Origin of the sequence: Streptomyces eurocidicus, from assembly GCF_002891295.1 — a bacterium.
Lineage (GTDB): Bacteria > Actinomycetota > Actinomycetes > Streptomycetales > Streptomycetaceae > Streptomyces > Streptomyces eurocidicus.
The window spans coordinates 184,364-209,392 of record NZ_LGUI01000011.1; the positions used below are offsets into that span (position 1 = coordinate 184,364).

Sequence of the window (25,029 nt, forward strand, 5' to 3'; positions counted from 1 at the left end):
GCCAGGGGCAGAGCCGGGCTGAGACCAGGGGCAGCCGAACGGCGGCCTGTGGCGGAGCCGGGTCGAGGCCGGGAAGGCGACTGGGCAGCGGCCGACGGAGCCGGGCCGAGGCCGAGCGGCGGCCGGGGACGGAGCCGGGCCGAGGCCAGGGACGGCCGGGCTGAGGCCAGGGGCGGTGGGCGCCTCCGGCCCTACGGGGATCGGTCCGGGGCCAGCGGTCACCCCCGGCCCTACAAGGATCAGTCCGGGCCGGCAGCCGTCCCCGGCCCTACGGGGATCAGTCCGGCTTCCGGGTCGCCGGGTCCCGTGGTTCGAAGTCCGGCACCAGGCCGCCCCCCGAGTCCTTGAGGGCCGCCCACCGCACCTGTCTGGCCCCCGTGTCGTGCCAGGCCGCCGCTCCACCCGTGCCCTTGCCGTCGGCCGGGGCCGTACCCCGGCCCGCGCACGGCGCCGCGTGTCGGCCCTTCTTCGCGCGGCCCGGCCACCAGCCCCGGCTTCTCGGCCGCTTGGCCGCCGTCGGGGCCACGGGCCCGTCCGGCGGCCCGTGCCTCGGTGACGCCTCCAGCGAGGGCCTCACCGGCAGTTCCTCCACCACCGCCGGGTCCTGGGGCGCGACGCGCGCCCGCAGCCGCCGGGTGGGCCGGTCGACCGCCGGGCCGTTACGGGCCGCCTTCCCGGCCGGTCCGCTCCCGGCCGGTCCGCTCCCGGACGACCCGTTCCCGGACGTACCGTCGGCCGCCGCTCCCCGGAGCGCGCCGATGCCGGGCCACCGCCCGAGGAACACCCTTCCGGCGGGTGCCGCGTCCTCCGTGGCCTCTCCCGTCGCTGCCGCCTCTCCCCTGGGTTCGGCGCCCCATGGGGCCCACCGGAAGGCATCGCTCGTGGGCTTCTCCGGGCTCCCCGTCACTTCCGGACCGTCGTCCTGCTCCAGGCCCCCGGCAGGGGCTTGGAGCCCGGCAGGGGCTTGGGTTCCAGCCTGGGCTTGGGTCCCGGCCTCGCCGGAGGTCCCGGCCGAGCGGACGTCCACGTCGGTCGCCCGCTCCCCCGTCTCCCACTCTTCCCGCCGCCGGAACACGTCCCCGGCCATCTCCGAGCCCTCGGCCTCGCCAAGGGCCCCGATCGCCGCATCCGCCACCGCCCGCCGCCGGAAGGCGTCCTCTGCCGTCTCCGAGTCCTCGGCCTCACCGAAGGGAGGCCGAGGCGCCGCATCCGGCGCTGCCCGCCACCGGAAACCGTCCCTTGTCTCCTCCGCGTCGTCGGCGTCACCGAGAGGCCGGGGCGCCGCGTCCGCCGCCGCCCACCGCCGCAAACCCTCCCTTACCGCCTCCGAGTCCTCACCAAAGGGCGGCCGGGGTGCCGCATCCGCCTCCCACCGCCGAAAACCCTCCCCTGCCGCCTCCGAACCACCGGCCTCACCAAAAGACCCGGGCGCCGCATCCGCCGCCGCCCACCGCCGCAAACCCTCCCCTACCGCCTCCGAGTCCTCGGCCTCATCGGCCGCCTCGCCGTCCACCTGCACCCACTGCGGGCGGGGGACGTCCGCGGCCCTCTCCTCGTCCTCTTGCTCGGACTCTCCGGAGTGCTCGCCTTCCCCGGAGTGCTCGTCCTTCCCCGGGTCCTCGGCCTCACCGGACGTCCCCGCCGCCTCGTCCTCCGCCGCCTCCGAGTCCTCAGGCTCCCCAGGGGCCCCGGCCTCCTCGGCCGGCCCCCGCCTTCCCCACCGCCAGAACGCCTGCCCACCCGCCCCGGGCGTGGCGTCCGCCTCAGGAGCCGCCACCGAACCCAGCCCGACCGTGACCTCCGTCCCCGACGCAGTCCCCGCCGCAGTCCCCGCCGCAGGCTCCGGGGGCGTGCCGAAGCCCAGCCACGCCGCCGCTCCCCGCAGCGCCGCGGCGCCCGTCCAGCGGCGGGGCGCGCGCGGCTCTCGGGCCGTCGTCGGCTCCGGCTCCTCCGACGGCGCCGGCAGGGGCGTGAGGCCCAGCGCCGCCACCGGGCCACGCGACCAGGCCGGCACCGCCGCGCCGTACTGCCGCGACCTGGCCTCCCGCCGCGCCGCACGGACCGCGCGGCGGCGCAGCCAGCGCAGGGTCAGCGCGCAGGGAACGCCGATCGAGGCCGTCCAGGTGACGGCCGACACCCCGACCTGCCGCCACGGCGGGCCGAAGACCGCGAGCGCGCCGTCGCCGAGGGCACCGGACGCCGCGTACGCGAGGAAGGTGGTCACCACGGCGCAGACGACGGCGCCGGACGCGGCGATCAGGGCGGTGCCCAGGAACGTCGAGCGGCCCAGCGGCACCGCGCCGCTCGGCACGGCGGCGTACGCGATGGCGATGCCCGCCGCGACCGGTACGGCGACCGCGGCCGCGTACAGCAGCGGTCCGGGGTCGCCCGCCACCGGCAGGGCCGAGAACAGCGGGAACCTCGGCAGCATCGGATGGTCGGTCACGCCCAGCGGAGCGATCACGCTGCCCGCGCCGACCGTGAAGCCGGGCCCGAGCCCGTACGCCACCGTCCAGACGACGGCGTTCGGGGCCAGCGCCACGCAGAGCAGCACCACGGCGACCCGGCCGGACCAGGCCACCGTCATCTGGAGCAGCGACTCCCGGGCGTCGCTCGCGTGCACGGCGAGCGAGCCGGCCAGCAGCAGCGCGGCGGCGCCGAGCAGGGCGCCGGTGCCCACCGCGCCGACCCGGGCCACGCAGGTCAGCCGGGGGCGGGTGAAGGCGGCCCGGACGCGCTTGGGCAGGGCCTGGAGCGTGCCGCGGGCGAACGCGGGCGCGGTTCCACCCGGACGGCCGAGCGCCGTCCACACCCCGAGGCCGATGGACGCGGCGGCGACCAGCGGCAGGTGGAGCAGCGCGCTCAGCGGCGCGGCCTGCAGGGGCCCCGAGGAGGCGTAGAGCACGGCGGCGGTCGCCACGAGGAGGTAGCCGCCGAGCAGGGCGAGGGCCACGGTGCGGGGCGGAAGCGGATCGTCGGGGCCGTAGGTGTGCGCGGAGGCGTAGGTGTGCCCGGCCCCGTAGGTGTGCTCGGGGCCGTAGGCGTGTTCGGGGCCGTAGGCGTGTTCGGGGTCGTCGTCGGTCCCTTGAGCCGTGGAGGTCCCGTCGTCCTCACTGGCACCATCAAGTCCGTCGGCACCGGGGGTTCCCCCGGTGTCCCCGGTCCCGTCGGCCCGTACGGCCCGGCCCGTACCGGCACGCCTGCCGGCCCCGTCGAGCGCTTCGATCACATCGATCCCGGCACCACCACCAGCACCACGCCCGTCGGCGACCTCCCTGGCGTCGCCCGTCCGCTCCAGGGCGTGCCGGGCCGCCCGGTAGAGCAGCCAGCACGGCAGCACCGAGGTCAGCAGGGGTGTCAGCCCGACCGGCGCGGTCCCTCCGGAGAGCGTCTCGGTCCGTACGAGCTCGGCTCCGTGCGCCAGCAGCCACAGGTCCGCGGCGATGCGCAGGGCGCCGGCGGGCCCGCTGTCGGGGTAGGGGGAGGAGATCCAGAGCAGCAGCACGGCCACGGCGAGCGCGCCCAGCCCCAGCCCCGCGGCGAGCATCCCGCCGAGGAACACCGTGCCCGCCGTCATGGGTGGCCCGTGCACGGCGGAGCGGCCGCGCGCGGGGAACGGGGGGGTGTGCTCGGCATACGGAGTCACAGGGCTCACAAGGCCATGCTGCCAACAACAATGCTTTCGTACGGGTAACGGGCAAATGGCCGTCGTGTCGCCCGAGGTCCGCTTATGCCCCGGTTCGTAAACGGCCGTGGGCCCGCACCTCGTGCGAGGTGCGGGCCCACGGCCACACAAACGTACGTACGTCCCGGACCGCGGCCACCGCCGCGGTCCGGTCGTGCGGTCAGGCCAGGACTCAGGCGCTGAGCGCGGCGCGCGCGAGACGGGCGGTCTCGGACGGCGTCTTGCCGACCTTCACGCCCGCGGCCTCAAGGGCCTCCTTCTTCGCCTGCGCGGTGCCGGAGGAACCGGACACGATCGCACCGGCGTGGCCCATGGTCTTGCCCTCGGGCGCGGTGAAACCGGCCACGTAGCCGACGACCGGCTTGGTGACGTTGGCCTTGATGAAGTCGGCCGCACGCTCCTCGGCGTCGCCGCCGATCTCGCCGATCATGACGATCAGCTCGGTCTCCGGGTCGGCCTCGAAGGCCGCCAGGGCGTCGATGTGCGTGGTGCCGATGACCGGGTCGCCACCGATGCCGACGGCCGAGGTGAAGCCGATGTCACGGAGCTCGTACATCATCTGGTAGGTCAGCGTGCCGGACTTCGACACGAGACCGATCTTGCCGGGCTTGGTGATGTCGCCCGGGATGATGCCGGCGTTGGACTGGCCCGGGGTGATCAGACCGGGGCAGTTCGGGCCGATGATCCGGGTCTTGTTGCCCTTGGCCGAGGCGTACGCCCAGAAGGCGGCGGAGTCGTGCACCGCGATGCCCTCGGTGATGACGACGGCCAGCGGGATCTCGGCGTCGATCGCCTCGACGACGGCGGCCTTGGCGAAGGCCGGCGGCACGAAGAGGACGGACACGTCGGCGCCCGTCTTCTCCATCGCCTCCTTGACGGAGCCGAAGACCGGGACCTCGGTGCCGTCGAAGTCGACGGACGTGCCGGCCTTGCGCGGGTTCACGCCACCGACGATGTTGGTGCCGTCGGCCAGCATGAGCTTGGTGTGCTTCATGCCCGTGGCGCCGGTCATCCCCTGGACGATGACCTTGCTGTCCTTGGTGAGGAAGATAGCCATGGTTGTGGAGTCCTCGTCCTTTACTTAGCCGCAGCCAGCTCGGCGGCCTTGTCGGCCGCGCCGTCCATGGTGTCCACGCGCTGCACGAGCGGGTGGTTGGCGTCGGACAGGATCTTGCGACCCAGCTCCGCGTTGTTGCCGTCGAGGCGCACGACAAGCGGCTTGGTGACGGCCTCGCCCTTGCTCTTGAGCAGCTCGAGGGCCTGGACGATGCCGTTGGCGACCTCGTCACAGGCGGTGATGCCACCGAAGACGTTGACGAACACGGACTTGACGTCCGGGTCGCCGAGGATGATCTCAAGACCGTTGGCCATGACCTCGGCGGAGGCGCCGCCACCGATGTCGAGGAAGTTGGCGGGCTTGACGTTGCCGTGGTTCTCACCGGCGTACGCGACGACGTCGAGGGTGCTCATCACGAGACCCGCGCCGTTGCCGATGATGCCGACCTCACCGTCGAGCTTGACGTAGTTGAGGCCCTTGGCCTTGGCGGCCGCCTCGAGGGGGTTGGCCGCGGCCTTGTCCTCGAGCGCCTCGTGCTCCGGCTGGCGGAAGTCGGCGTTCTCGTCGAGCGAGACCTTGCCGTCGAGGGCCAGCACGTCGCCGTTGGCGACCTTGGCGAGCGGGTTGACCTCGACGAGGAGCGCGTCCTCGGCGACGAAGGTCTTCCACAGGGTCACCATGACCTCGGCGACCTTCTCGGCGACCTCGGCCGGGAACTTCGCCTGGGCGACGATCTCGCGGGCCTTCTCGATCGTCACACCCTCGTTGGAGTCGACCGGGACCTTCGCGAGGGCCTCGGGGGTCTTCTCCGCGACCTCCTCGATGTCCATGCCGCCCTGCACCGAGGCCATGGCCAGGAAGGTGCGGTTGGTGCGGTCGAGGAGGTACGAGACGTAGTACTCCTCGAGGATCTCGGGAGCGGTCTCGGCGATCATCACCTTGTGGACCGTGTGGCCCTTGATGTCCATGCCGAGGATGTCCGTCGCACGGGCGACGGCCTCGTCCGGCGTGGCGGCCAGCTTCACGCCGCCGGCCTTGCCACGGCCGCCGACCTTCACCTGCGCCTTGACGACCGAACGGCCGCCCAGCTTCTCGGTGGCCTCGCGCGCCGCCTCAGGCGTGTCGATGACTTCACCGGCCAGCACCGGTACACCGTGCTTGGCGAAGAGGTCCCTCGCCTGGTACTCGAACAGGTCCACGCGCGTCAGTCCCTTTTCCATGGATATCGCGGTTCGTTGTCTGCGCGGGCGTGCCGCAGGGCAGCGTGAGGACGCGATCTTTGACGAGGGCGGCACACGTTCACCGTTGACGCGGCATGTCCGTCTCGCAGGTTATCCCCGAGGGACGGAGGTCCCTAAATCGCAGGTCACACTCTGGCCGTGATTACGCTCACAGATCGCCTACCGGCCGTCACCCGTCCGGAGCCGGGGGACTGGGCCGTCCGGGGGCGGCGGGGGCTTCCGGCCCGGCCGCCGTGCCCGCCGTCCCGCCCCCGCCGAGCCCGTCAGGCCCCCGGTATCGGCAGGGGCCGTTTCTCCAGCGCGGCCGCCATCACCTCGGGGAAGAGGTCGGGTGTGCAGGCGAAGGCGGGCGCGCCGAGGGCCGCCAGCGCCGCCGCGTGCTCGCGGTCGTAGGCGGGGGCGCCCTCGTCGGAGAGGGCGAGCAGCGCCACGAACTCCACGCCGGACGCCTTCATGGCCGCGACGCGCTTCAGCATCTCGTCCCGGATCCCTCCCTCGTAAAGATCACTGATGAGGACCACGACGGTTTCCGTCGGCCGGGTGATGCGCGACTGGCAGTAGGCGAGCGCGCGGTTGATGTCGGTGCCCCCGCCGAGCTGGGTGCCGAAGAGCACGTCGACCGGGTCGGACAGCTGGTCGGTGAGGTCGACGACGGCGGTGTCGAAGACGACGAGCCGGGTGTCGAGGGAGCGCATCGAGGCGAGGACGGCCCCGAAGACCGAGGCGTGGACGACGGAGGCCGCCATCGAGCCCGACTGGTCGACGCACAGGACGACCTCCTTCCGCACGGACCGCGCCGAGCGGCCGTGGCCGACCAGGCGCTCGGGCACGACCGTGCGGTGCTCGGGCAGATAGTTCTTGAGGTTCACCCGGATGGTGCGGTTCCAGTCGATGTCGTGGTGGCGGGGCCGGGCGACACGGGCCGAGCGGTCGAGGGCCCCGTCCAGCGTCGCGCGGGTGCGCTGGGCAAGGCGTCTCTCCAGGTCCTCGACGACCTTACGGACGACGGCGCGCGCGGTCTCCTTGGTGGACCCGGGCATGGCCTTGCCGAGGGAGAGCAGGACGCCGACGAGATGGACGTCCGCCTCGACGGCCTCCAGCATCTCCGGCTCCAGGAGCAGCGTGGCCAGGCCGAGGCGGTCGATGGCGTCGCGCTGCATCACCTGGACGACGGACACCGGGAAGTACGTACGGATGTCACCCAGCCAGCGGGCGATCCGGGGCGCGGACTCCCCCAGACCGCCCTCGCGCCGGGCCGGCCCGGTGGGCGACGCGGTGGGCGATCCCGTGCCGTAGAGCGCCTCCAGGGTCCGGTCCATGGCGAGGTCCACCCCGCCGAGCACGGAACCGGCGGATCCCCCACCGCCGGCCTCCGCTTCCCCACCGAGCACCAGCCGCCAGCGGCGAAGCCGCTCGGGGGCTGGGGCGGAGGCGGAGGCGGGGGCCGGGGCGGAGGGGCCGGAGGCGGAGGGGCGGGACGCGACGGGGTGGTCGGACACGACGGTGGGAGGGGTGGTCGCCTCGACCGCCGGTGTCGTGCCGGTCGTGCCGGTCGTGCTGATCGCCGTCATCGTCCCGTCCCGTCCGTGGTCGCGCCGGTGGCGGCCGGCAGGGCGCCGCCCTCCGTACGGACCGGGGTGTCTCCCCGGTCCGTCCCGCTCGTCGTAGCTGTCCCGCCCGGCCCGGCCTTCGCACCCGGCCGGGCGGTCCCGTCCGCCCTGGCAGTCCCGTCCGCCCCGGCAGTCCCGTCCGCCCCGGCAGTCCTGTTCGCCCCGGCCATCCCGCCCGACCTGCCCTCCACCGTGGGCAGCAGGTGACCGTCGCACCCGCCGCCGCTTCCCGCGCCCCCGCTGTCCCCTTGGCAGGCACCGCCTCCGTCCCGGCGCGGATCCGGGTCGAGGCCCAGCAGTGCGTACAGCGTCGGCAGGACGGCCGACGCCCGGTCCTCGTCGAGCCCGGCCCCGAAGCCGTGGGCGTCCTGCTCGCCGGGGACGGCCGGGCGGCTGCCCGGGCTCCCCCGCCGGACGAGTTCCCCGAGCGTGCGGCGCACCCCCGTCTCGTAGGCGGAGAAGGTGCGGCGCAACAGCGGCAGCACGGACGTGAAGGCCGCGGGTGGCACTCCGACCAGCCAGGCGTCGACGAGGGCGAGCAGGCTCTCGTCGTGGACGAGCAGCATGCCGCCCGCGCTCCCGGCGCCGAGGAAGCCCTCGATCCAGGCGGCGGCCTCGGCGGGCTCGGTCCCGGCCGAGAGGGCGAGGCCCATGAGCCGGGCGGCCCGGTCCTCGGTCAGCCATCGGTCGTCGAGCAGCAGTCGTGCCGCCCTGCCCCGTATCCCCCCGGGCAGCCCGTCCCGCTCGGCGAGCACCCGCAACACCCCGGCCCAGCGCTCCCGCCTGTCGGCGTCGTCGCCGCCGGCGTCCTCGGGGAGGGCGGGGTCCGGGTCGCCTCCGGACGTACCGGCCGGACCGGTGGCGCCCGTGCCCGTCTCCGCCGCACCCGGCGCCTCGGCCGGACCCGGTGCCTCCGCCGTACCCGATGGCTCCGCCGTACCCACGTGCTCCCGCGTGTCCGGCGTACGTGCCCGGCCCGACTCGGTCAGCAGGCCGACCGCCTGGTGCACGGCGTCCAGATGGCCCCTCATCTCGGCCGCCGCGTCCGTGTCGAGTCCCGCGCACGCAGCAGGGAGGCCGACGAAGACGCGCTCCGCCAGCCCCGCCGCGACCTCTCCGAGGGCCGTGGCGTCCGTGCGGCGTACGTCGCCGTACCGGACGGAACGGACCAGCGCGGGAAGGGCCCTGGCCAGCTGGGCGACGTCCGTGTCGAGCGCGGCGCGGTCCGCGAGGACGCGCATCACGGTGGGCAGGGCGTCGGGCAGCCCGGCGAGCAGGCAGCGCTCGGCGAGGGACGTGAGTCCGGCGAGCGCCGGGGTCGCGACGGCCCGGGACTCGGCCTTCGCGGTCGCGGCGGCCGCCACCGTCGTGCCCCAGGCGGCCGCTTCGGCCACCCGGACGGACAGCTCCGGCTCCCAGCGGAGCCGCCAGGTCTCACGGAAGGTGCCCAGGCCGCCGCGGGAACGCACCGGCTTCCCCCAGCCGATGCCGAGGAGGCGCAGCCGGTGCAGCAGCCGGCTGCGGGCGGCGTCGGTGTCCTTACGCAGATCCAGCTCGCAATCCCGCTCCACCGCCTCGGGCTTGAGGCGCAGGGTGCGCTGGAGCCGGGTGAGGTCGCGCAGCAGGGGCGTGGCCGGGGCCTCGTCGGGGATCTCGCCCAGGGCGTCGCCGATGACGAGCCGCTCCCGGACGAGCGCGAGGGGGACGTCGGAGCCGTCGCACATCACGGCCCGGACCGCGTCGGTGGTCTCGTTCAGCCCGGCGAGCGGGCGGCCCCGCAGGGCGGCCAGGGTGTCGGCGAGCCGTACGGCCTCGATGACATGGGCGGAGGAGACGGGGAAGTCCTCCTCGCGCAGCAGGCGTGCGACCTTGGTGAGCCAGCGTTCGACGGGCCGGTCGGGGGCGTGGAAGAGGTGGCCGTACCAGCCGGGCGAGTCAATGCCCGCGCCGTAGCCGCTGTGACGGGCGAGGCGCCTGTTGGTCCAGGGCACCCAGCTGAGCTCGGTCCTGACCTTGGGCAGGCCCTTGAGGACCTGTCGGTCCGCGGCGACGGTGCGCTTCTCGGCGAGGGCCGGTACGTGCCAGGCGCCGCAGACGACGGCGATCCCGTCCCCGAACTCACGGCGTGCCTCACGCAACTTCAGCCTCATGTGCGCCTCGCGCACCACGTCCCGGGCACGGTCGGCGGCCTCGCCGACGTCGCTGTCCCCGTATCCGTATCCATATCCGTCCCCGTCCCCCCGATCGCCGAGGCCGGGGCCTCCGCCGTCCCCGTCCCCGTTTCCGGGCCCGAACCCGAACCCGTCCCGCAGCTCGGTCATGGCCTCGGCGAGGGCCTCGAAGGGGGCGAGGGCGTCTCCCCCGGTGGGGCCGCCGCCACGGCGGTGCTCGACGGCGTCCTCCCACCACAGCTCGGGGTCGTCGTATCCGGCGGCGGCCGCGAGCGCGGCCAGCGGGTCGGCGCCCGGCGCGGAACGCCCGCCCTTCTCCCCCCGGTCCGGCTCCCGTTCGGGGTCCCGCAGCGCGAGCGTGTGCGCGGCGGGCAGATCGATGAACCGCACGGCCACGCCGTGGTCCAGGGCCCAGCGCAGGGCCGCCCACTCCGGGGAGAACCCGGCGAACGGCCAGAACGCGGCGCGCCCGGGGTCGTCCGGCACATGGGCGAGCAGGGCGACCGGGGGCCGCATGCCCGGGTCGGCCGCGAGGCGGACGAGCGGGTCCGCCTCGGGCGGCCCTTCGATCAGCACGGCGCCGGGCCGGCACTGATCGAGCGCGGCCCGCACGGCCCGCGCGGAGCCGGGGCCGTGGTGGCGCACCCCCAGCAGGGCGGGCGCGGCGGGCCCGGTCATACGGAGACCTCCCGGCAGGCGCGGTAGAAGTCCTTCCAGCCCTCCCGCTCACGGACGACGGCCTCCAGGTATTCCTGCCAGACGAGCCGGTCGGCGGCCGGGTCACGGACCACGGCGCCGAGGATCCCGGCGGCCACGTCCCCGGCACGCAGCACGCCGTCGCCGAAGTGCGCGGCGAGGGCGAGGCCGCCCGTGAGGACGGAGATCGCCTCGGCGGTCGAGAGCGTGCCCGAGGGCGACTTGAGCTTGGTGCGGCCGTCGGTGGTGACGCCGTCGCGCAGCTCGCGGAAGACGGTGACGACGCGCCGGATCTCGTCGGCGCCGTCGGGGGCGGCGGGCAGGTCGAGGGAGCGGCCGATCTGGTCGACGCGCCGGGAGACGATGTCGACCTCGGCCTCGGGCGTGGCGGGCAGGGGCAGCACGACGGTGTTGAAGCGGCGGCGCAGGGCGCTGGAGAGTTCGTTGACCCCGCGGTCCCGGTCGTTGGCCGTGGCGATCACGTTGAACCCGCGCACGGCCTGCACCTCCTGCCCCAGTTCCGGGATGGGCAGGGTCTTCTCGGACAGGATGGTGATGAGGGTGTCCTGCACGTCGGCGGGGATGCGGGTGAGCTCCTCGATCCGGGCCGTCGCCCCGCCGGCCATGGCCCGCATCACGGGGCTGGGCACGAGCGCCTCGCGGCTGGGGCCGTCGGCGAGCAGCCGGGCGTAGTTCCAGCCGTAGCGGATCGCCTCCTCCGGGGTGCCGGCCGTGCCCTGGACCAGCAGCGTCGAGTCGCCGCTGACCGCGGCGGCGAGGTGCTCGGAGACCCAGGTCTTGGCGGTGCCCGGCACACCGAGGAGGAGCAGCGCCCGGTCGGTGGCGAGCGTGGTGACGGCGACCTCGACGGTGCGGCGCGGGCCCACGTACTTCGGTGTGATCACGGTGCCGTCGGGCAGCGTGCCGCCGAGCAGATACGTGGCGACCGCCCACGGCGACAGCCGCCAACGCTCGGGCCTGGGGCGGTCGTCGGCGGCCGCGAGGGCCTCCAGCTCCCCGGCGAAGGCGTCCTCCGCATGCGGTCGCAGGGCTTCGGTGGAGATTCCGGGCACGGTCACAAGTCCCCCTCGTCGTGCGGTTCCGGGTACGTGAACCACCCTGCACCACCCCACTGACAATCGGCCCCGGCGAAGAGGAACCGCAGGTCGGAGCGATTGTCAGTGGGGGCCGTTAGCTTTGACGGCATGAATCCGCAGGGGGAGATCGGGACGGCGGAGACGGTGCTCGCACTGGCACCTGACGCAGCATCACGTAAGGCGGGCGCACGGCTCGCGGAGCCCGGGAGGTGGTCGGGGACGGCCTGTTCGCCCGGGGGTGCGGCCGGTTCGCGCGCGGGCGCCGTGTGGGGGGAGTGCGCGGGCAGCGGCAGCGCGCCCTATCGCACGGTCGTCGATCTTTCCGGGGCGGGCGGGCCGGCCTTCCACTGCTCCTGTCCGAGCCGGAAGTTCCCGTGCAAGCACGCGCTCGGGCTGTTGCTGCTGTGGTCGGAGGGCGGGGAGGCGGTGCCGGAGTCCGGGGCGGCGCCGCCCGGCTGGGCGGGGCAGTGGCTGGCGCGCCGCCGGCAGCGCGCGGAGGGCCCGGCGGCCGCGGTGACCGCCGGGGCCGGGCCCGCCGGGGGCGCCCCGGCGACGGGCGGGGAAGCCGCGCGGCGGCGCGCGGAGCGCCGTGCGGCCCGGATCGCCTCCGGCGCCACGGAGTTGGAGCGGCGGCTGGCCGATCTCCTGCACGGCGGCCTCGCGTCCGCCGAGGCGTCGGCCTACGGGCCGTGGGACGAGACGGCGGCCCGCATGGTCGACGCCCAGGCACCCGGCCTGGCCTCGCGGGTGCGGGAGTTGGCGTCCGTGGCGGGGGCGGGCACGGGGGTGGACCGGGCCTCGCGGCTGCTGGAGGAGTGCGCCCTGCTGCACACCCTCAGCCAGGGCTATCTGCGTGTCGACGGGCTGCCGGAGCCGCTGGCGGCGACGGTCCGGGCGCGCGTCGGCATCACGGCGGACACGGCGACGCTGCTCGCGACGTCGCCACCGGTGCGCGACGACTGGCTGGTCCTGGCCCGGCAGGACGCCGACGACGGCCGGCTCGTCACCCGCCGCACCTGGCTGTACGGGCGGCGGACGGGCCGGATGGCGCTGCTCCTGTCGTACGGGCCCGTGGGCCGCCCGCCGGAGCTCGCCCTCCCGGTCGGCGTCTCGCTCGACGCCGAGCTGGCCTACTACCCCGCCGCGCGCCCGCTGCGGGCCGCGCTGGGCACCCGCCACTCGGCGCCCGTCCCGAGCCCCGAGCCCCCTCCCGCCGGTGACGTCGCGACGGCCCTCGCCGCGTACGGCGAGGCACTGCGGGACGACCCGTGGCTGGAGAGCTGGCCGGTGGTGCTGGGGCCGGTGATACCGGTGCGGACTCCGTCGGGCGAGTGGCAAATGGTGGACGCGGAGGGGGAGTCCGGGGTGCCGGTGGATGTGCGGCAGGGCGAGCGGGTGGGGGTGTGGCAGTTGGCCGCCGTATCGGGAGGCGGGCCGGTGACGGTGTTCGGGGAGTGCGGGTTCCGGGGGTTCGTACCGCTGGGGACGTGGGGGCCGGAGCCGGTGCCGCTCTGAGCTCTGCGGGTGGCCGCCGCTGCGCGGGGCCTTGTCCCCTACCCGCCCCTTCCCGTAACCGGGGGCGAGCCCCCGGGCCCCTTTTCCGCGCTGACGCGCGGTGTCCTCAAACGCCGGCCGGGCTGGATTTTCGCCCTGTCCGAGCTCGGCTTTCCGCCCGGTCCTGGGCAACAACTCAGCCCGTCCGGCGATTGAGGACCGGGGTCCGGGGCGGAGCCCCGGTTCGGGAAGGGGCGGGGCGGGGACAAAGCCCCGCGCAGCGGCACCCCGCACCGCCCTCGCAACCGCCCGCCCCGCGCCCAGCGGGCAAGAGCTGACGCCCAGGGCGAAACCCCAGGACGTTCCCGTCACTTCACCCCGGCCGGAAAGGCAACCCCATGACCGTCACCTGGGACGATCTCGTCTCCGCCGCACTGCTCGGCACCGGACGCCGCACCCCGCCCGTCCTCCCCCGGCCCGGGCAGGACACCGCCGCCGCCCTCCTGGACGCCGCCGCCCTGCACACCGTACGGCGGCGGGCCGGGCTGCGGCCCGTCGTGGTGCGGGAGCGGCCCGCGACCGCGCCGGAGGACCCCCGGCCGGAGCCGCCGCCCGCCGCGCGGCGCCGGCTGGCGCTGCTGCTCGCCGACCGGTCCGCGCCGGGCGGCGGAGGCGGGCGGCGCGGCTCCGCGCCCGACCTCACGGAGCTGCTGCCCCAGTGGCTGGCCACCGCCAACCGGCACGGGTACCGCGCTCCGGCCCCGCTGCTGCCCGCGCTGCTCGAAGCGGGCCGGGCGCGCACCGACCTGCGGGCGGCGGCCCTCACCCTCGGCGGGCCCCGGGCCCGGTGGCTGGCCGGGCTGAACCCCCAGTGGAGGTACGCGCTGCGCGCCTGCCCCTCCGACGGCGCACCGCCGCACCACCACACCACCGATACGCGTACGGGTGCGGGTACGGGTACGGGCGGCACCGAGGCATCCAACAGCCTTTGGGAAGAGGGCCTCTTCGCCGAGCGGGTCACCGTGCTCGCCTCCCTGCGGCGGCGGGACCCGGCGGCCGGCCGGGAGCTGCTCGCGGGCACCTGGGCCGCGGAGCGGGCCGAGGACCGGCTGATGTTCCTCGACGCGCTGCGCCCGGAACTCTCCCCGGACGACGAGCCGTTCCTGGAGCGGGCGCTGTCCGACCGCAGCCGCAACGTCCGGGCCACGGCGGCCGAGCTGCTGTCGGCGCTGCCCGGGTCCGCGCTCGCCGCGCGGATGGACGAGCGGGCGCGCACCTGCGTCGCCCTGGAGCGCGCGGACGGCGCCGTGAGGATCGTCGTCGAGGCCCCGCACGAGTGCGACAAGGGGATGCAGCGCGACGGCGTCGTCCCCAAGCCGCCGAACGGGCGCGGCGAGCGGTCGTGGTGGCTGACGCAGGTGGTGGAGGCGACGCCGCCGGCCGTGTGGTGCGAGCGGTTCGGCGGTCTGAGCCCGGAGGAGGTCGTGGCGCTGCCCGTCGCGGACGGCTGGCAGCCGGATCTGCACGCGGCCTGGTGCCGGGCCGCCGTCCGGCAGCGGGACGCGGCCTGGTCCCGGGCCCTGCTCGGGCCCGCCACGACGCCGCCCACGGCGGAGGGTTCCTCCTGGCGGGACCCGGCGAAGCTGCTGTCCGCGCTGGAGCCCGGGGAGCGGGCGGAGTGGGTGGCGGACTTCGTGGCCGTGCACGGGCTTTCGGACGCGTTCCGGCTGCTGGGGGTGTGCGCCGTGCCCTGGGCGGAGCCACTGGGCACGGCGGTCGTCGACGCCCTCGACATCGCCCGGGACGCGGGCAGCTACCCCTGGAGCTTCAGCGGCGTGATGGGCCTCGCCGAGCGCTGCCTGGACCCGGCGCAGGCCGACCGCCTGGAGGTGCTCACGGCGCTGCCGGAGGACTCCCCGGAGCCCGCGGGGTCACCGGGCGCCGCCGCGTACTGGTCGGAGGCTTTCCAGCGGCTCGTCGGCACGCTTCGGCTGCGCGCCACGATGCGAGCGGAGCTCGCGGGGGTGGGGGTTTCCCCTACCCGCCCCTTCCCGTAACCGGGGGGCTGACGCCCCCGGGCCCCCTTCCGCGCTGACGCGCGGTGGCCTCAATCTCCCCCAGCTACCGCTGGGAGGCACCCCCAGCCGGGCTGGATTTCCGCCCTGTCCGAGCTCGGCTTTCCGCCCGGTCCTGGGCCGACTTTCCGTACAGTCCGGGCGACGAATCAGCCCGTCTGGGGGCACCTCCTGGGGGCACCCCCAGCGGTAGCTGGGGGAGGTAGCTGGGGGAGTTTGAGGACACCGCGCGGGACGGGGTCCGGGGCGGAGCTCCCCACGTGGCGGAGCCGCATATCGGATGCTGCGGGAAGGGGCGGACCCCGTCCAAGACACCCGCGGCCGGAACGGTCGCTACGCGTCCGTCGGCTGGCGGACGTTGGCGTTGACCCACTCCACGATGGACGCGGTCGTCGCGCCGGGGGTGAAGATCGCCGCCACGCCCTGCTCCTTGAGCGGGGCGATGTCCGCCTCGGGGATGATCCCGCCGCCGAAGACCTTGATGTCCTCGGCGTCCCGCTCCCGCAGCAGTTCGAGGACCTTGGCGAAGAGGGTGTTGTGCGCCCCGGAGAGGATGGACAGGCCGATCGCGTCGGCGTCCTCCTGGATCGCGGTGTCCACGATCTGCTCCGGGGTCTGGTGCAGGCCGGTGTAGATGACCTCCATGCCGGCGTCGCGCAGCGCGCGGGCGATCACCTTGGCGCCGCGGTCATGGCCGTCGAGCCCCGGCTTGGCCACCACGACGCGGATCGGACCGGTCACTCCCATCACTGCCTCCATGTACGACTGCCGGCAACCGGCCGTGAGGTTCCCCGGACCATGGGGCCGGAGACGTGAACGAACGTTATCCCCAGCATCCCGCAACCCGCCGTTTCGCGGAGGAGAGCGAGGGGGAAATCACACGTGGGACAACACTTTCGCTACGCACCGTCTTCGTACTGCCGAGCCTCACGGATCGTGAGGCCACCCGTTTCTCCGGGGGCGGCGGGCCCGAAGCGGTCGCGAGGGAGCCGCGGCGAGGTCGCCGCACCGCCGTGCCGGCAGCCGCACGGGGCGGCGGTGCGGCCGACCGGCGCCGCGACTTCCCATGAGTGCGCGCGGGGGGACGGAGCCGCCTTCTGTGTGCCGTTCGGGAGGTCGGTCGGCCATGGGGGCACTGCGCTTTCTCACTCTCCTCTCCGCACTGCTGCGCCCCTCGGCGGCGCGCACCCGGTCCACCGCGCTGGAGCTGGCGATCTTCACCGGGCATGTGCTGCTCTATCCCACGGGCCTCAGACAGGAGCGCCGCGCACGACCGCCTCACGCGCTTCCCGCCACCCCGGCTCCCCCATCCGGCCCAACCGACACGCCCGAGCTCGCAGAGAAACCGGCAAAAGACGGCGGCCACACACCCGTTCTCCTCCTCCACGGCTTCATCGACAACCGTTCGGTTTTCGTCCTGCTGCGCCGCTCGCTGCGCCGGCACGGCTGGCAGCACGTCGAATCCCTCAACTACTCCCCCCTGACCTGCGACGTCAGGACGGCGGCCCAGCTGCTCGCCCGGCATGTGGAGGATCTCTGTACGCGCACGGGAAGTTCCGGCGTCGATGTGGTGGGGCACAGCCTCGGCGGCCTGATCGCCCGCTACTACGTCCAGCGGCTCGGCGGCGACGCCCGGGTCCGGACGCTGGTCACGCTGGGCACCCCGCACGGCGGCACCCGGGTGGCGCCGCCGATGTCCGTCCATCCACTGGTGCGGCAGATGCGGCCGGGCTCCGAGGTGATCAGGGAACTGGCCGGTCCCGCCCCGAATTGCGGGACCCGTTTCATCAGTTTCTGGAGCGACTTGGACCTTTTGATGGTGCCCGTGGAGACCGCCCGCATCGACCACCCGGACCTCCTCACGCGCAATGTGCGCGTGACGGGCGTCGGCCATCTCGCGCTGCCCGTCCACTGGGCGGTGGCGGCGGGCATCCGGCAGGCCCTGACCACCGAGGAACCGGCCGCCGACGCCTCGGGGGCCGCCTCCGTCGCCTGACCTGCGGCGGAGCCCGGCCGGAAGTCCGCACGGCGATCGGGTGAGCGGTCGGCCCGGCACTCTGTCCGGCGTCCCTCCCGGCACCCCGACCGGCACCCCGACCGGCCGGCTGCCCGGGGCCTGTTCGACTTCCGCCCACCCGAAAACCGAACAAAGCTCGAACGTCAAATCGGTTTCCCGGGGTTCAGTCCACCGAAAGGCGGCTAAATGCCCGTGCCGCGCCCGCCCGAAACGTGACGAAGATTGTCGCCATCCCATACCGCCGGGTACAGTCGCCGCTAATTCTCCGGCTCCCGAGGCGAAAGAGAAGTGGTGGTGAACGACCGTCACCCGTCGGCGGGCTCCAGCCCGACCGGTCCCGCTCAGGACGTCTCCTACGGGCACTACGCGTCGTACGAGCAGCAGAGCGCGCAATCCGGCTATGCCGGGTACGACGGCTACGACACCGGCCAGTGGCCGTCGGGCCAGTGGGACACCACCAGCCAGTGGGGCGCCACCGGCCAAACCCAGATCTGGGACTTCAGCGGTTACGACACGGGTCAGCACACCGGCCAGTGGGACACCTCGGGCGGCCACCCGGACGCCTCCGTCCCGGGGCAGCACCAGGGCGGCCAGGACCAGGGCCAGTGGCAGAGCGGCTCCTGGGACTCCGGTTCCTGGGACACCTCCGGTGCCACCGGCGCGTACGACACCTCGGGTCAGTGGGACACCGGCGGTGCGCACGCGCAGAGCTGGGACACCGGCGCCGGCCAGTACCCCTCCTGGGACCAGGGCACGGGCACGGGCTGGGGTGACCTCAGCACCCAGCAGACCCAGACCTGGGACACCAGCGCCTACGCCGCCATGGACACCGGCACCGGGGGCGGGCAGCCGGCCGGAGCGCAGCACACGCCGACCCTGATGGTCGATCTCTCCGGCGTCGACCTGGGCCAGGGCCGGGCGGCCGTGCCCGGCGCCCGGTCCGTCGCCGAGGCCGAGACCCGCACCATGTCGGTGATCGACATGGACCTCCCGGAGCAGGCCGCCCCCGGGGACGGCGCCGCCGGAGGGTCCTGCCCGCCCGGCGCGGACCTCCCGGGCCCGGCCCGCAGCCGCCGTAAGGGCGCGCCCGCCCGCACGGGTTACCGCCCGCGCCGTAAGGCACTGCTGACCGTCGCCGTTCCCTCGGTCGCCGTCATGGGCGTCGCCGGGATCGCCGCCGCGTCCGTCTCCGGTGGTGGTGACGACGCGAAGAAGCCGCAGGCCGCCTCCGCCCCCGACACCTCGGGCGTCCCGAGCCTCGCCAACAGCAAGCTGGACACCCAGCTCGCCAGCCTCAGCCACGGCGCCGACGACTTCGCCAGCCGCGCCAACCGCACCCAGGAGCGCATCGACCTCAAGGAGCGCCAGGAGACGGAGAAGAAGCGGAAGGCCGAGGAGGCGGCCCGCAAGGAGGCCGAGCGCCCGAAGTTCTCCCTGCCGGTCGCCCAGCACGGGCTGAGCGCCTACTACGGACAGGCCGGCGTCAACTGGATGTCGGTGCACACCGGCATCGACTTCCCCGTGGGCTACGGCACGCCGGTCATGGCGGCCACCGACGGCACGGTCCGCACCCAGTACAACGTCGCCTACGGCAACATGGCGATAGTGACGTCCCCCGAAGGCGTGGAGACCTGGTACTGCCACCTGAGCAGCACCAAGCTCCGTTCCGGCCAGGTCAAGGCCGGGGACGTCATCGCCTACTCCGGCAACTCCGGCAACTCCACCGGCCCGCACCTGCACTTCGAGGTCCGGCCCGGCGGTTCGGCCGTCGACCCGCTGCCCTGGCTGCGGGGCAAGGGCTTCGACCCCACGTAACCCCGGCCGGGGCGGAAGCCTCGGGTGCGGCCCCGGCCGAGGCACGGCCGGGGCCGCAGCCATGACCGGAGCGGCCGGGCGGCACCGCACCCGGCACCCGGCACCCGGCACCCGGCACCCGGCACCCGGCACCCGGCACCCGGCTAGAGCTTCTCCACCGGGGCGTACCGCAGCAGCAGGCGCTTCGGCTTCTCCTCGCCGAAGTCGACCGTCGCCTCGGCGTTGTCGCCGCTGCCCTTGACCCCGACGACCGTGCCGAGGCCGAACGAATCGTGCGTGACGCGGTCGCCGACGGCCAGGGCCACCACCGGACGGTCCTTCGTACGACGCGTGGCGAAGCCTCCCGGGCCCGCCTTGCCGCCGCCGAAGCCCGTGGAGGTGCCGCCGCCCGAGCGGGAGGAGGAGAACGACGAGGAGACGGAGCCCATGGTCGCCGACGGCGTGGCGGGACCCGTGCGCCGCCACTGCACGAACTTCTCGGGGATCTCCTCCAGGAACCGCGACGGAGGGTTGTACGACGGCTGGCCCCAGGCGCTGCGCATGCTCGCCCGGGTCAGATAGAGCCGCTCGCGGGCGCGGGTGATGCCCACATAGGCGAGCCGCCGCTCCTCCTCCAGCTCCTTGGTCTGACCGAGGGCGCGCATGTGCGGGAAGACGCCGTCCTCCATGCCGCTGAGGAAGACGACCGGGAACTCCAGGCCCTTGGCGGTGTGCAGGGTCATCAGCGTGATGACCCCGGTGCCCTCGGTGTCCTCGTCCGGGATCTGGTCGGAGTCGGCGACCAGCGCGACCTTCTCCAGGAAGTCCGCGAGCGTCCCCGGGGTCTCCTCGTCGCGCTCCTGCTCGAACTCCAGGGCCACCGCGGCGAGCTCCTGGAGGTTCTCGACGCGGGTCTCGTCCTGCGGGTCGGTGGACGCCTGGAGCTCGGCGAGATAGCCCGTGCGCTCCAGGACGGCCTCCAGGACCGTGGCCGGGCCGGCGCCCGACTCCACGATCGTGCGGAGCTCCTCCATGAGGACGTTGAAGCGCTTGACGGCGTTGGTCGAGCGGGCCGCCATGCCGTACGCCTCGTCGACGCGGCGGAGCGCCTGCGGGAAGCTGATCCGCTCCCGCTGCGAGAGGGCGTCGATCATGGCCTCGGCGCGCTCGCCGATGCCGCGCTTGGGGACGTTGAGGATCCGGCGCAGGGGCACGGTGTCCTCGGGGTTGGCGAGGACGCGCAGATAGGCCAGGACGTCGCGGACCTCCTTGCGCTCGTAGAAGCGCACGCCGCCGACGACCTTGTAGGGCAGGCCGACGCGGATGAAGATCTCTTCAAAGACGCGCGACTGGGCGTTGGTGCGGTAGAAGACGGCGACGTCGCCCGCCTTGGCGTCGCCCGCGTCGGTCAGGCGGTCGATCTCGTCGGCGACGAACTGGGCCTCGTCGTGCTCGGTGTCCGCGACGTAGCCCGTGATGCCCGCGCCCTCGCCGGCCTCGGTCCACAGGTTCTTCGGGCGGCGGTTCGCGTTCCGCTCGATCACGGCGTTGGCGGCGCTGAGGATCGTCTGCGTGGAGCGGTAGTTCTGCTCCAGCAGGATCGTGGTGGCGTCCGGATAGTCCTCCTCGAACTGGAGGATGTTCCGGATGGTGGCACCGCGGAAGGCGTAGATCGACTGGTCGGCGTCGCCGACGACGCACAGCTCGGCCGGGTCGAGGTCCGGGACGCTGCCCGCCGTGCCGACCAGCTCGCGCACCAGGGTGTACTGCGCGTGGTTGGTGTCCTGGTACTCGTCGACCAGGACGTGGCGGAAGCGGCGGCGGTAGTGCTCGGCCACGTCCGGGAACGCCTGGAGGAGGTGGACCGTGGTCATGATGATGTCGTCGAAGTCGAGGGCGTTGGCCTCGCGGAGCCTCGACTGGTACATCGCGTAAGCCTGGGCGAGGGTCTTCTCGAAGCCTCCCCCGGACTCCGTCTGGGAGGTGCCCCCAGCCGCCTGCGCCGCGAAGTCCTCCTCGTCGATCAGCTCGTTCTTCAGGTTGGAGATCTTGGCGCTGAAGGACTTCGGCGGGAACTTCTTGGGGTCGAGGTCCAGGTCGCGGCAGACGAGCGCCATGAGGCGCTTGGAGTCGGCGGCGTCGTAGATCGAGAAGGAGGAGGTGAAACCCAGCTTCTTGCTCTCGCGGCGCAGGATCCGCACGCACGCGCTGTGGAACGTCATCACCCACATGGCGTTGGCGCGGGGGCCGACGAGCTCCTCGACGCGCTCCTTCATTTCGCCCGCGGCCTTGTTGGTGAACGTGATCGCGAGGATCTGGCCGGGGTGGACATGGCGCGCGCCGAGCAGGTGGGCGATGCGGTGGGTGAGCACCCGGGTCTTGCCGGAGCCGGCGCCCGCGACGATCAGCAGCGGGGAGCCCGTGTGCACCACGGCCGCGCGCTGCTGGTCGTTCATCCCCTCCAGCAGGGCGGCCGGGTCCACGACGGGGCGGGCCGCGCCGTCGCGGTAATACGCCTCCCGGGGCACGGGGGCGTCGAAGGCGCCGCCGAAGAGGTCGTCCGGCACCCGCTCGGGGGCCGCGTCCTCCGGGGGAGGCGGGTGCTCCTCGTCCGCAGGGCCGAGGTCCGCCAGGAAGCTGTCGTCAAAGAGGCTGCTCATCGCCTCCCGAGTCTAGGCCGCCGCACTGACAGCCGGTCCCCGTTCCCCGAACGCCCTTCGAATGAGGCCCACGTCACGCCCGGTTGAGGCCCACGTCACGCCCGGTTGAGGCCCACGTCACGCCCGGTTGAGGCCCACGTCACGCCCGGCCGAGGCCCGCGTCACGCCCGGCCGCCGGGCCGGACACGACGGCGACCGCGCAAGGCCGACCCCCGCCGCCCCCGGCCGACCCCCGCCGGCTACGTCCAGAGGACGGCGACGAAGATGTTGGCCGCCGTCAGCGCGCCCACCGTGCCGAAGGCCGCGGCCTCGACCTTCTCGTCGTCCCGCTTCACGTAGACGAGGCCGAGGATCACGACGAGCAGGGCCAGCTTCACGCCGATCTTGACCGTGTTGACGGTGTTGCCGTCGGCCTGGTTGAGGCCGACCAGCGCCACACCGGTGACCAGCATGGTCAGCGCGCCGTGCAGCATCGCGGGAACCATGCGCGCCTCGCCCTTGCCCATGGCCTTCATCTGGGTCATGAAGCCGCCCAGCAGGGCCGCGATGCCGATGATGTGGAGGCCGACGACGGCGTGAATCAGTACGTCCATGAGCACCGACCCTAGCCCGGCCCATACCAGCCACCGGCGGCGAGGTGGGGCTCTATGCCCACATCGGTCAGGCAGGACGTATATGAATCCAACCGTCTGCGGGTCGGCCGGTCACCCTCTGTCGCACTGCGGCCGATTCCAGGCATTACCGGTCATGTGCGTTCTGGAGCGTGACCGGCCGCAATAGCGTCCCTCTCCAGACGGCGGTGGCCCGCGCTCTCCCCCCTCGTGGCGGGCCGCCGCCGTACCCGTCCGCCGCGTGCGGAACGGGCCCGGCACGACAGCAGGTGTGCACCACCAGCAGGTGTGGAAGGAAGTGACGGCCGACGTGGCATCGCACCGAAAGCCCAGGCAGCATCCGCTCACCGGAGCCACCGCGCGGACCGCCGCCGGTCTGGCCCTCGCGGGCGCGGCCACCGCCACCGTCCTGGACGGCTCCGCCCACGCCGCCCCGCACCCGACGCCGTCCCAGCTGCGGACGCAGATCGACCGGTACTACCAGCAGGCCGAGGCCGCCACGGAGCGCTACAACGGCGCCAAGGAGAAGGCCGACCGGGCGGAGTCCACGCTGGAGGGCCTCCAGGACGAGGCCGCCCGCCGGACCGCCCGGCTCAACACCGCCCGCAACGCCCTGGGGTCCGTCGCCACCGCCCAGTACCGCGAGGGCTCCATGCCGACGAGCGTGCGGCTGCTGATGTCCTCCTCCCCCGAGCAGTACCTGGAACGGGCGTCCATGACCGACCGGGCCGGCGTCCGGCGGAGCATCGCCGTCACCCGGTACCGGCACGAGCTGCGGGACGTCGAGCAGGTGCGGACGACCGCCGGGGACCGCCTTACGGAGCTCCGGCAGGAGCGGGCCACGCTCGCGCGGCAGAAGCGCGCGGTCGAGTCGAAGCTGACCGAGGCCCGGAAGATCCTGGACCGGCTGCCCGAGGAGGACCGCACGGCGGTGGCGCGGGGCGAGGTGGTGCCCGCCGCGGTCGACGGCGTCGCGGCCGTGGCGTCGGCCGCGCCCGCCGCGCTCCGGGCGGACCGGTCCGCGCCCCGCGACGCGCTCCAGGCCCCGACCCAGCGCGCCGCACAGGCCGTGGCCTACGCCTACGCCGCGCTCGGCAAGCCGTACGTCTGGGGGGCGACGGGCCCGTCCTCCTTCGACTGCTCCGGGCTGGCGCAGGCGGCCTGGCAGGCGGCGGGGGTGTCGCTGCCGCGTACGACGTATACGCAGATCAACGCCGGGCGGCGGGTCTCACGGGGGGCTCTCGCCCCGGGTGACCTGGTGTTCTTCTACCCGGGGGTGAGCCATGTGGGGATCTATGTGGGGGGCGGACGCATGATCCACGCGCCGCACCCCGGGGCGCCGGTGCGGGTCGCGCCGGTCGACGAGATGCCGTTCGCGGGGGCGGCGCGGCCGGCCTGAAGCGCGGACCATACGCACGGGGCTCCGCCCCGGGCCCCGGTCCTCAAACTCCCCCAGCTAACGCTGGGAGGTACCCCCAGACGGGCTGATTTGTCACCCGGAACCGGGCAGGGAACCGCCCCTGGCACAGGGGAAGCCGAGCTCGGACCGGGCGAAAATCCAGCCCGTCCGGCGATTGAGGACACCGCGCGGAAAGGGGGCCCGGGGGCGGACCCCCCGGTTCCGGGAAGGGGCGGGTAGGGGAAAACCCGGCAAACGCCGTCAGCCCCGCACCTGCCGCGTCAGCCACCGGAACACATCCGGCACCTGCCGCTTCCACACCGCCGTCCCATGCCCCCCGGCGCCCGCCGGGATCATCTGCACCTGCACCGTCGTCGGCGGCTTCGCCGCCTGCTTGAGGGCCAGGCCGCCCTGGTAGCCGTCGCCCTCCGCGCCGGAGACGAACAGCGCCGTCCGCGGCGGCGTCTTCGCGTGTTCGAGGATCGTCAGCGGGTTGTGCTCGCGGCGCAGCTCGGGCGTCTTCGCGGTCAGGGAGGCGGGCTCGCCGACCGGGTCGTTGTAGCCGGAGAGGCTCACGCCCGCGCGGTAGCGGTCGGGGTGCGAGACGGCGAGCTTCGCGGCGCAGTGCGCGCCCGCCGAGTAGCCGGCGACGGCCCAGCCGTCGGCCTTCTCCTCCGCCCGGAAGGTGTCGGTCACCATCTTGCGGACGTCGACGCTCAGCCAGGTGTCGGCGTTGACCTTGCCGGGGATGTTGGCGCAGCCGGTGTCGACGTCGCCGAGGAGCGTGGTGCGGGGCGCCACGACGATGAACGGCGCGACCTCGCCCTTCTCCATCATCGGCTTGAGCTGGGTGTTGACCTCAAGAGTGCCGAACCACGCCTTCGCCGAGCCGGGGAAGCCGGGCAGCACCTCGACGACGGGGAACTTCCGGTCCTTGTACGCGGGGTCGTCGTACTGCGGCGGCAGCCAGACGTAGACCTCGCCCTCCACACCGGATATCCGGCCCTTGAGCCTGGTCTCCTGGACTCCGGGCCCCATCCGCTTGTCCGAGGCGGGCGTGAACTTCTGGACCACCTTCGGCTCGGCGTCCGCGTTCTTGCCGCCGGTGCCGTCCGGGCCGAGGTCGACGGCCGCCCGGACGTGGTCGCCGGTGCCGAGGAGGTCGTCCCAGGTGTCGAAGAGGCCGTTGGAGTTGTTGACGATCACGAAGACCATGGCGAGGGCGGTCGCCTGTGCGAAGAGCAGCATGCACAGCCGCACCACGAGCCGTACGAGCCGGGGCCCGCGGGTCCGGCTCCACAGGGTCAGCGGCAGGACGAGCGCCACCACGACCAGGGCGATCGTGGTGAGGAAGAAGGGTGTCCCCGTCAGGCTCATCAGGCTCTCGTTTCGGGTGTCGGCCCGGCGCGGGGCCTGGGCCCT

General features: G+C 74.1%; 15 protein-coding genes. 5 read left to right on the forward strand and 10 right to left on the reverse strand.

The annotated features are described in order from the left end of the window. Nucleotides 1–277: 277 nt before the first annotated feature. The 6 genes from AF335_RS36040 to AF335_RS28730 all read right to left on the reverse strand — a co-directional run bounded on the left by AF335_RS36040 (nucleotide 278) and on the right by AF335_RS28730 (nucleotide 11,539). The gene (locus tag AF335_RS36040; protein WP_221505302.1) at nucleotides 278–3,655 is read right to left on the reverse strand and encodes a cell division protein PerM; all 3,378 of its coding nucleotides are present in this window, start codon (nucleotides 3,653–3,655) and stop codon (nucleotides 278–280) included. A 202-nt stretch (nucleotides 3,656–3,857) separates the two neighbouring features. Next, complete coding sequence (gene sucD / locus AF335_RS28710; protein ID WP_102921346.1) at nucleotides 3,858–4,742, reverse strand: succinate--CoA ligase subunit alpha; 885 nt, start codon at nucleotides 4,740–4,742, stop codon at nucleotides 3,858–3,860. Between the two features lie 20 nt (nucleotides 4,743–4,762). After that, entirely contained in the window at nucleotides 4,763–5,941 is a 1,179-nt protein-coding gene (sucC, locus tag AF335_RS28715) for an ADP-forming succinate--CoA ligase subunit beta (protein WP_102921478.1), read from the reverse strand. 305 nt (nucleotides 5,942–6,246) lie between these two features. Then, on the reverse strand, nucleotides 6,247–7,554 hold the full coding sequence (locus tag AF335_RS28720) for a vWA domain-containing protein (protein ID WP_102921347.1): 1,308 nt from the start codon (nucleotides 7,552–7,554) through the stop codon (nucleotides 6,247–6,249). Further along, a complete protein-coding gene (locus AF335_RS28725) occupies nucleotides 7,551–10,442 on the reverse strand; it encodes a DUF5682 family protein (protein ID WP_221505300.1) in 2,892 nt (963 codons plus the stop codon). The genes AF335_RS28720 and AF335_RS28725 overlap by 4 nt, the downstream gene beginning before the upstream one ends. Further along, a complete protein-coding gene (locus tag AF335_RS28730; protein WP_102921348.1) occupies nucleotides 10,439–11,539 on the reverse strand; it encodes an ATP-binding protein in 1,101 nt (366 codons plus the stop codon). Before AF335_RS28730 ends, AF335_RS28725 begins: the two co-directional genes overlap by 4 nt. 126 nt (nucleotides 11,540–11,665) lie before the next feature. Between AF335_RS28730 and AF335_RS28735 the strand changes: the two genes are divergently transcribed. Together AF335_RS28735 and AF335_RS28745 are read left to right on the forward strand one after the other, a co-directional pair. Beyond that, nucleotides 11,666–13,072: an SWIM zinc finger family protein gene (locus AF335_RS28735; RefSeq protein WP_102921349.1), complete on the forward strand. Its 1,407-nt coding sequence runs from the start codon at nucleotides 11,666–11,668 to the stop codon at nucleotides 13,070–13,072. A gap of 377 nt (nucleotides 13,073–13,449) precedes the next feature. Beyond that, nucleotides 13,450–15,108 carry a DUF5691 domain-containing protein gene (locus tag AF335_RS28745; RefSeq protein WP_102921351.1) on the forward strand — a complete coding sequence of 553 codons (1,659 nt, stop codon included), beginning with the start codon at nucleotides 13,450–13,452 and terminating at the stop codon, nucleotides 15,106–15,108. A 351-nt stretch (nucleotides 15,109–15,459) separates the two neighbouring features. Here AF335_RS28745 and icmB read toward each other — a convergent pair whose 3' ends face one another. After that, nucleotides 15,460–15,873 (reverse strand): coenzyme B12-dependent isobutyryl CoA mutase small subunit, encoded by a 414-nt coding sequence (icmB, locus tag AF335_RS28750; protein ID WP_095582103.1) that lies wholly within the window; start codon nucleotides 15,871–15,873, stop codon nucleotides 15,460–15,462. 379 nt (nucleotides 15,874–16,252) lie between these two features. Here icmB and AF335_RS28755 point away from each other — a divergent pair, with 379 nt between their 5' ends. Both AF335_RS28755 and AF335_RS28760 read left to right on the forward strand, forming a co-directional pair. Next, nucleotides 16,253–17,122: an esterase/lipase family protein gene (locus AF335_RS28755; RefSeq protein WP_102921352.1), complete on the forward strand. Its 870-nt coding sequence runs from the start codon at nucleotides 16,253–16,255 to the stop codon at nucleotides 17,120–17,122. Between the two features lie 315 nt (nucleotides 17,123–17,437). Beyond that, nucleotides 17,438–18,958, forward strand: a complete 1,521-nt coding sequence (locus tag AF335_RS28760; RefSeq protein WP_102921479.1) for a M23 family metallopeptidase — start codon at nucleotides 17,438–17,440, stop codon at nucleotides 18,956–18,958. Between the two features lie 143 nt (nucleotides 18,959–19,101). Here AF335_RS28760 and pcrA read toward each other — a convergent pair whose 3' ends face one another. Both pcrA and AF335_RS28770 read right to left on the reverse strand, forming a co-directional pair. Continuing rightward, complete coding sequence (pcrA, locus tag AF335_RS28765; protein WP_102921353.1) at nucleotides 19,102–21,597, reverse strand: DNA helicase PcrA; 2,496 nt, start codon at nucleotides 21,595–21,597, stop codon at nucleotides 19,102–19,104. A gap of 239 nt (nucleotides 21,598–21,836) precedes the next feature. Next, nucleotides 21,837–22,190 carry a hypothetical protein gene (locus tag AF335_RS28770; protein WP_102921354.1) on the reverse strand — a complete coding sequence of 118 codons (354 nt, stop codon included), beginning with the start codon at nucleotides 22,188–22,190 and terminating at the stop codon, nucleotides 21,837–21,839. A gap of 328 nt (nucleotides 22,191–22,518) precedes the next feature. Between AF335_RS28770 and AF335_RS28775 the strand changes: the two genes are divergently transcribed. Beyond that, nucleotides 22,519–23,607, forward strand: coding sequence for a C40 family peptidase (locus AF335_RS28775; protein ID WP_102921480.1), 1,089 nt, complete (start codon nucleotides 22,519–22,521; stop codon nucleotides 23,605–23,607). A gap of 261 nt (nucleotides 23,608–23,868) precedes the next feature. On the opposite strand, the gene AF335_RS28780 is transcribed toward AF335_RS28775, so the two are convergent. Next, nucleotides 23,869–24,984 carry an alpha/beta hydrolase gene (locus AF335_RS28780; protein WP_102921355.1) on the reverse strand — a complete coding sequence of 372 codons (1,116 nt, stop codon included), beginning with the start codon at nucleotides 24,982–24,984 and terminating at the stop codon, nucleotides 23,869–23,871. Nucleotides 24,985–25,029 lie beyond the last annotated feature (45 nt).

Excerpts from the sequence above, each read along its gene's own strand:
- sucD (WP_102921346.1), bottom strand. The coding sequence starts at position 4,742 with ATGGCTATCTTCCTCACCAAGGACAGCAAGGTCATCGTCCAGGGGATG.
- AF335_RS28720 (WP_102921347.1), bottom strand. The coding sequence starts at position 7,554 with ATGACGGCGATCAGCACGACCGGCACGACCGGCACGACACCGGCGGTC.
- AF335_RS28725 (WP_221505300.1), bottom strand. The coding sequence starts at position 10,442 with ATGACCGGGCCCGCCGCGCCCGCCCTGCTGGGGGTGCGCCACCACGGC.
- AF335_RS28735 (WP_102921349.1), top strand. The coding sequence starts at position 11,666 with ATGAATCCGCAGGGGGAGATCGGGACGGCGGAGACGGTGCTCGCACTG.
- AF335_RS28745 (WP_102921351.1), top strand. The coding sequence starts at position 13,450 with ATGACCGTCACCTGGGACGATCTCGTCTCCGCCGCACTGCTCGGCACC.
- icmB (WP_095582103.1), bottom strand. The coding sequence starts at position 15,873 with ATGGGAGTGACCGGTCCGATCCGCGTCGTGGTGGCCAAGCCGGGGCTC.
- AF335_RS28755 (WP_102921352.1), top strand. The coding sequence starts at position 16,253 with ATGGGGGCACTGCGCTTTCTCACTCTCCTCTCCGCACTGCTGCGCCCC.
- pcrA (WP_102921353.1), bottom strand. The coding sequence starts at position 21,597 with ATGAGCAGCCTCTTTGACGACAGCTTCCTGGCGGACCTCGGCCCTGCG.
- AF335_RS28770 (WP_102921354.1), bottom strand. The coding sequence starts at position 22,190 with ATGGACGTACTGATTCACGCCGTCGTCGGCCTCCACATCATCGGCATC.
- AF335_RS28780 (WP_102921355.1), bottom strand. The coding sequence starts at position 24,984 with ATGAGCCTGACGGGGACACCCTTCTTCCTCACCACGATCGCCCTGGTC.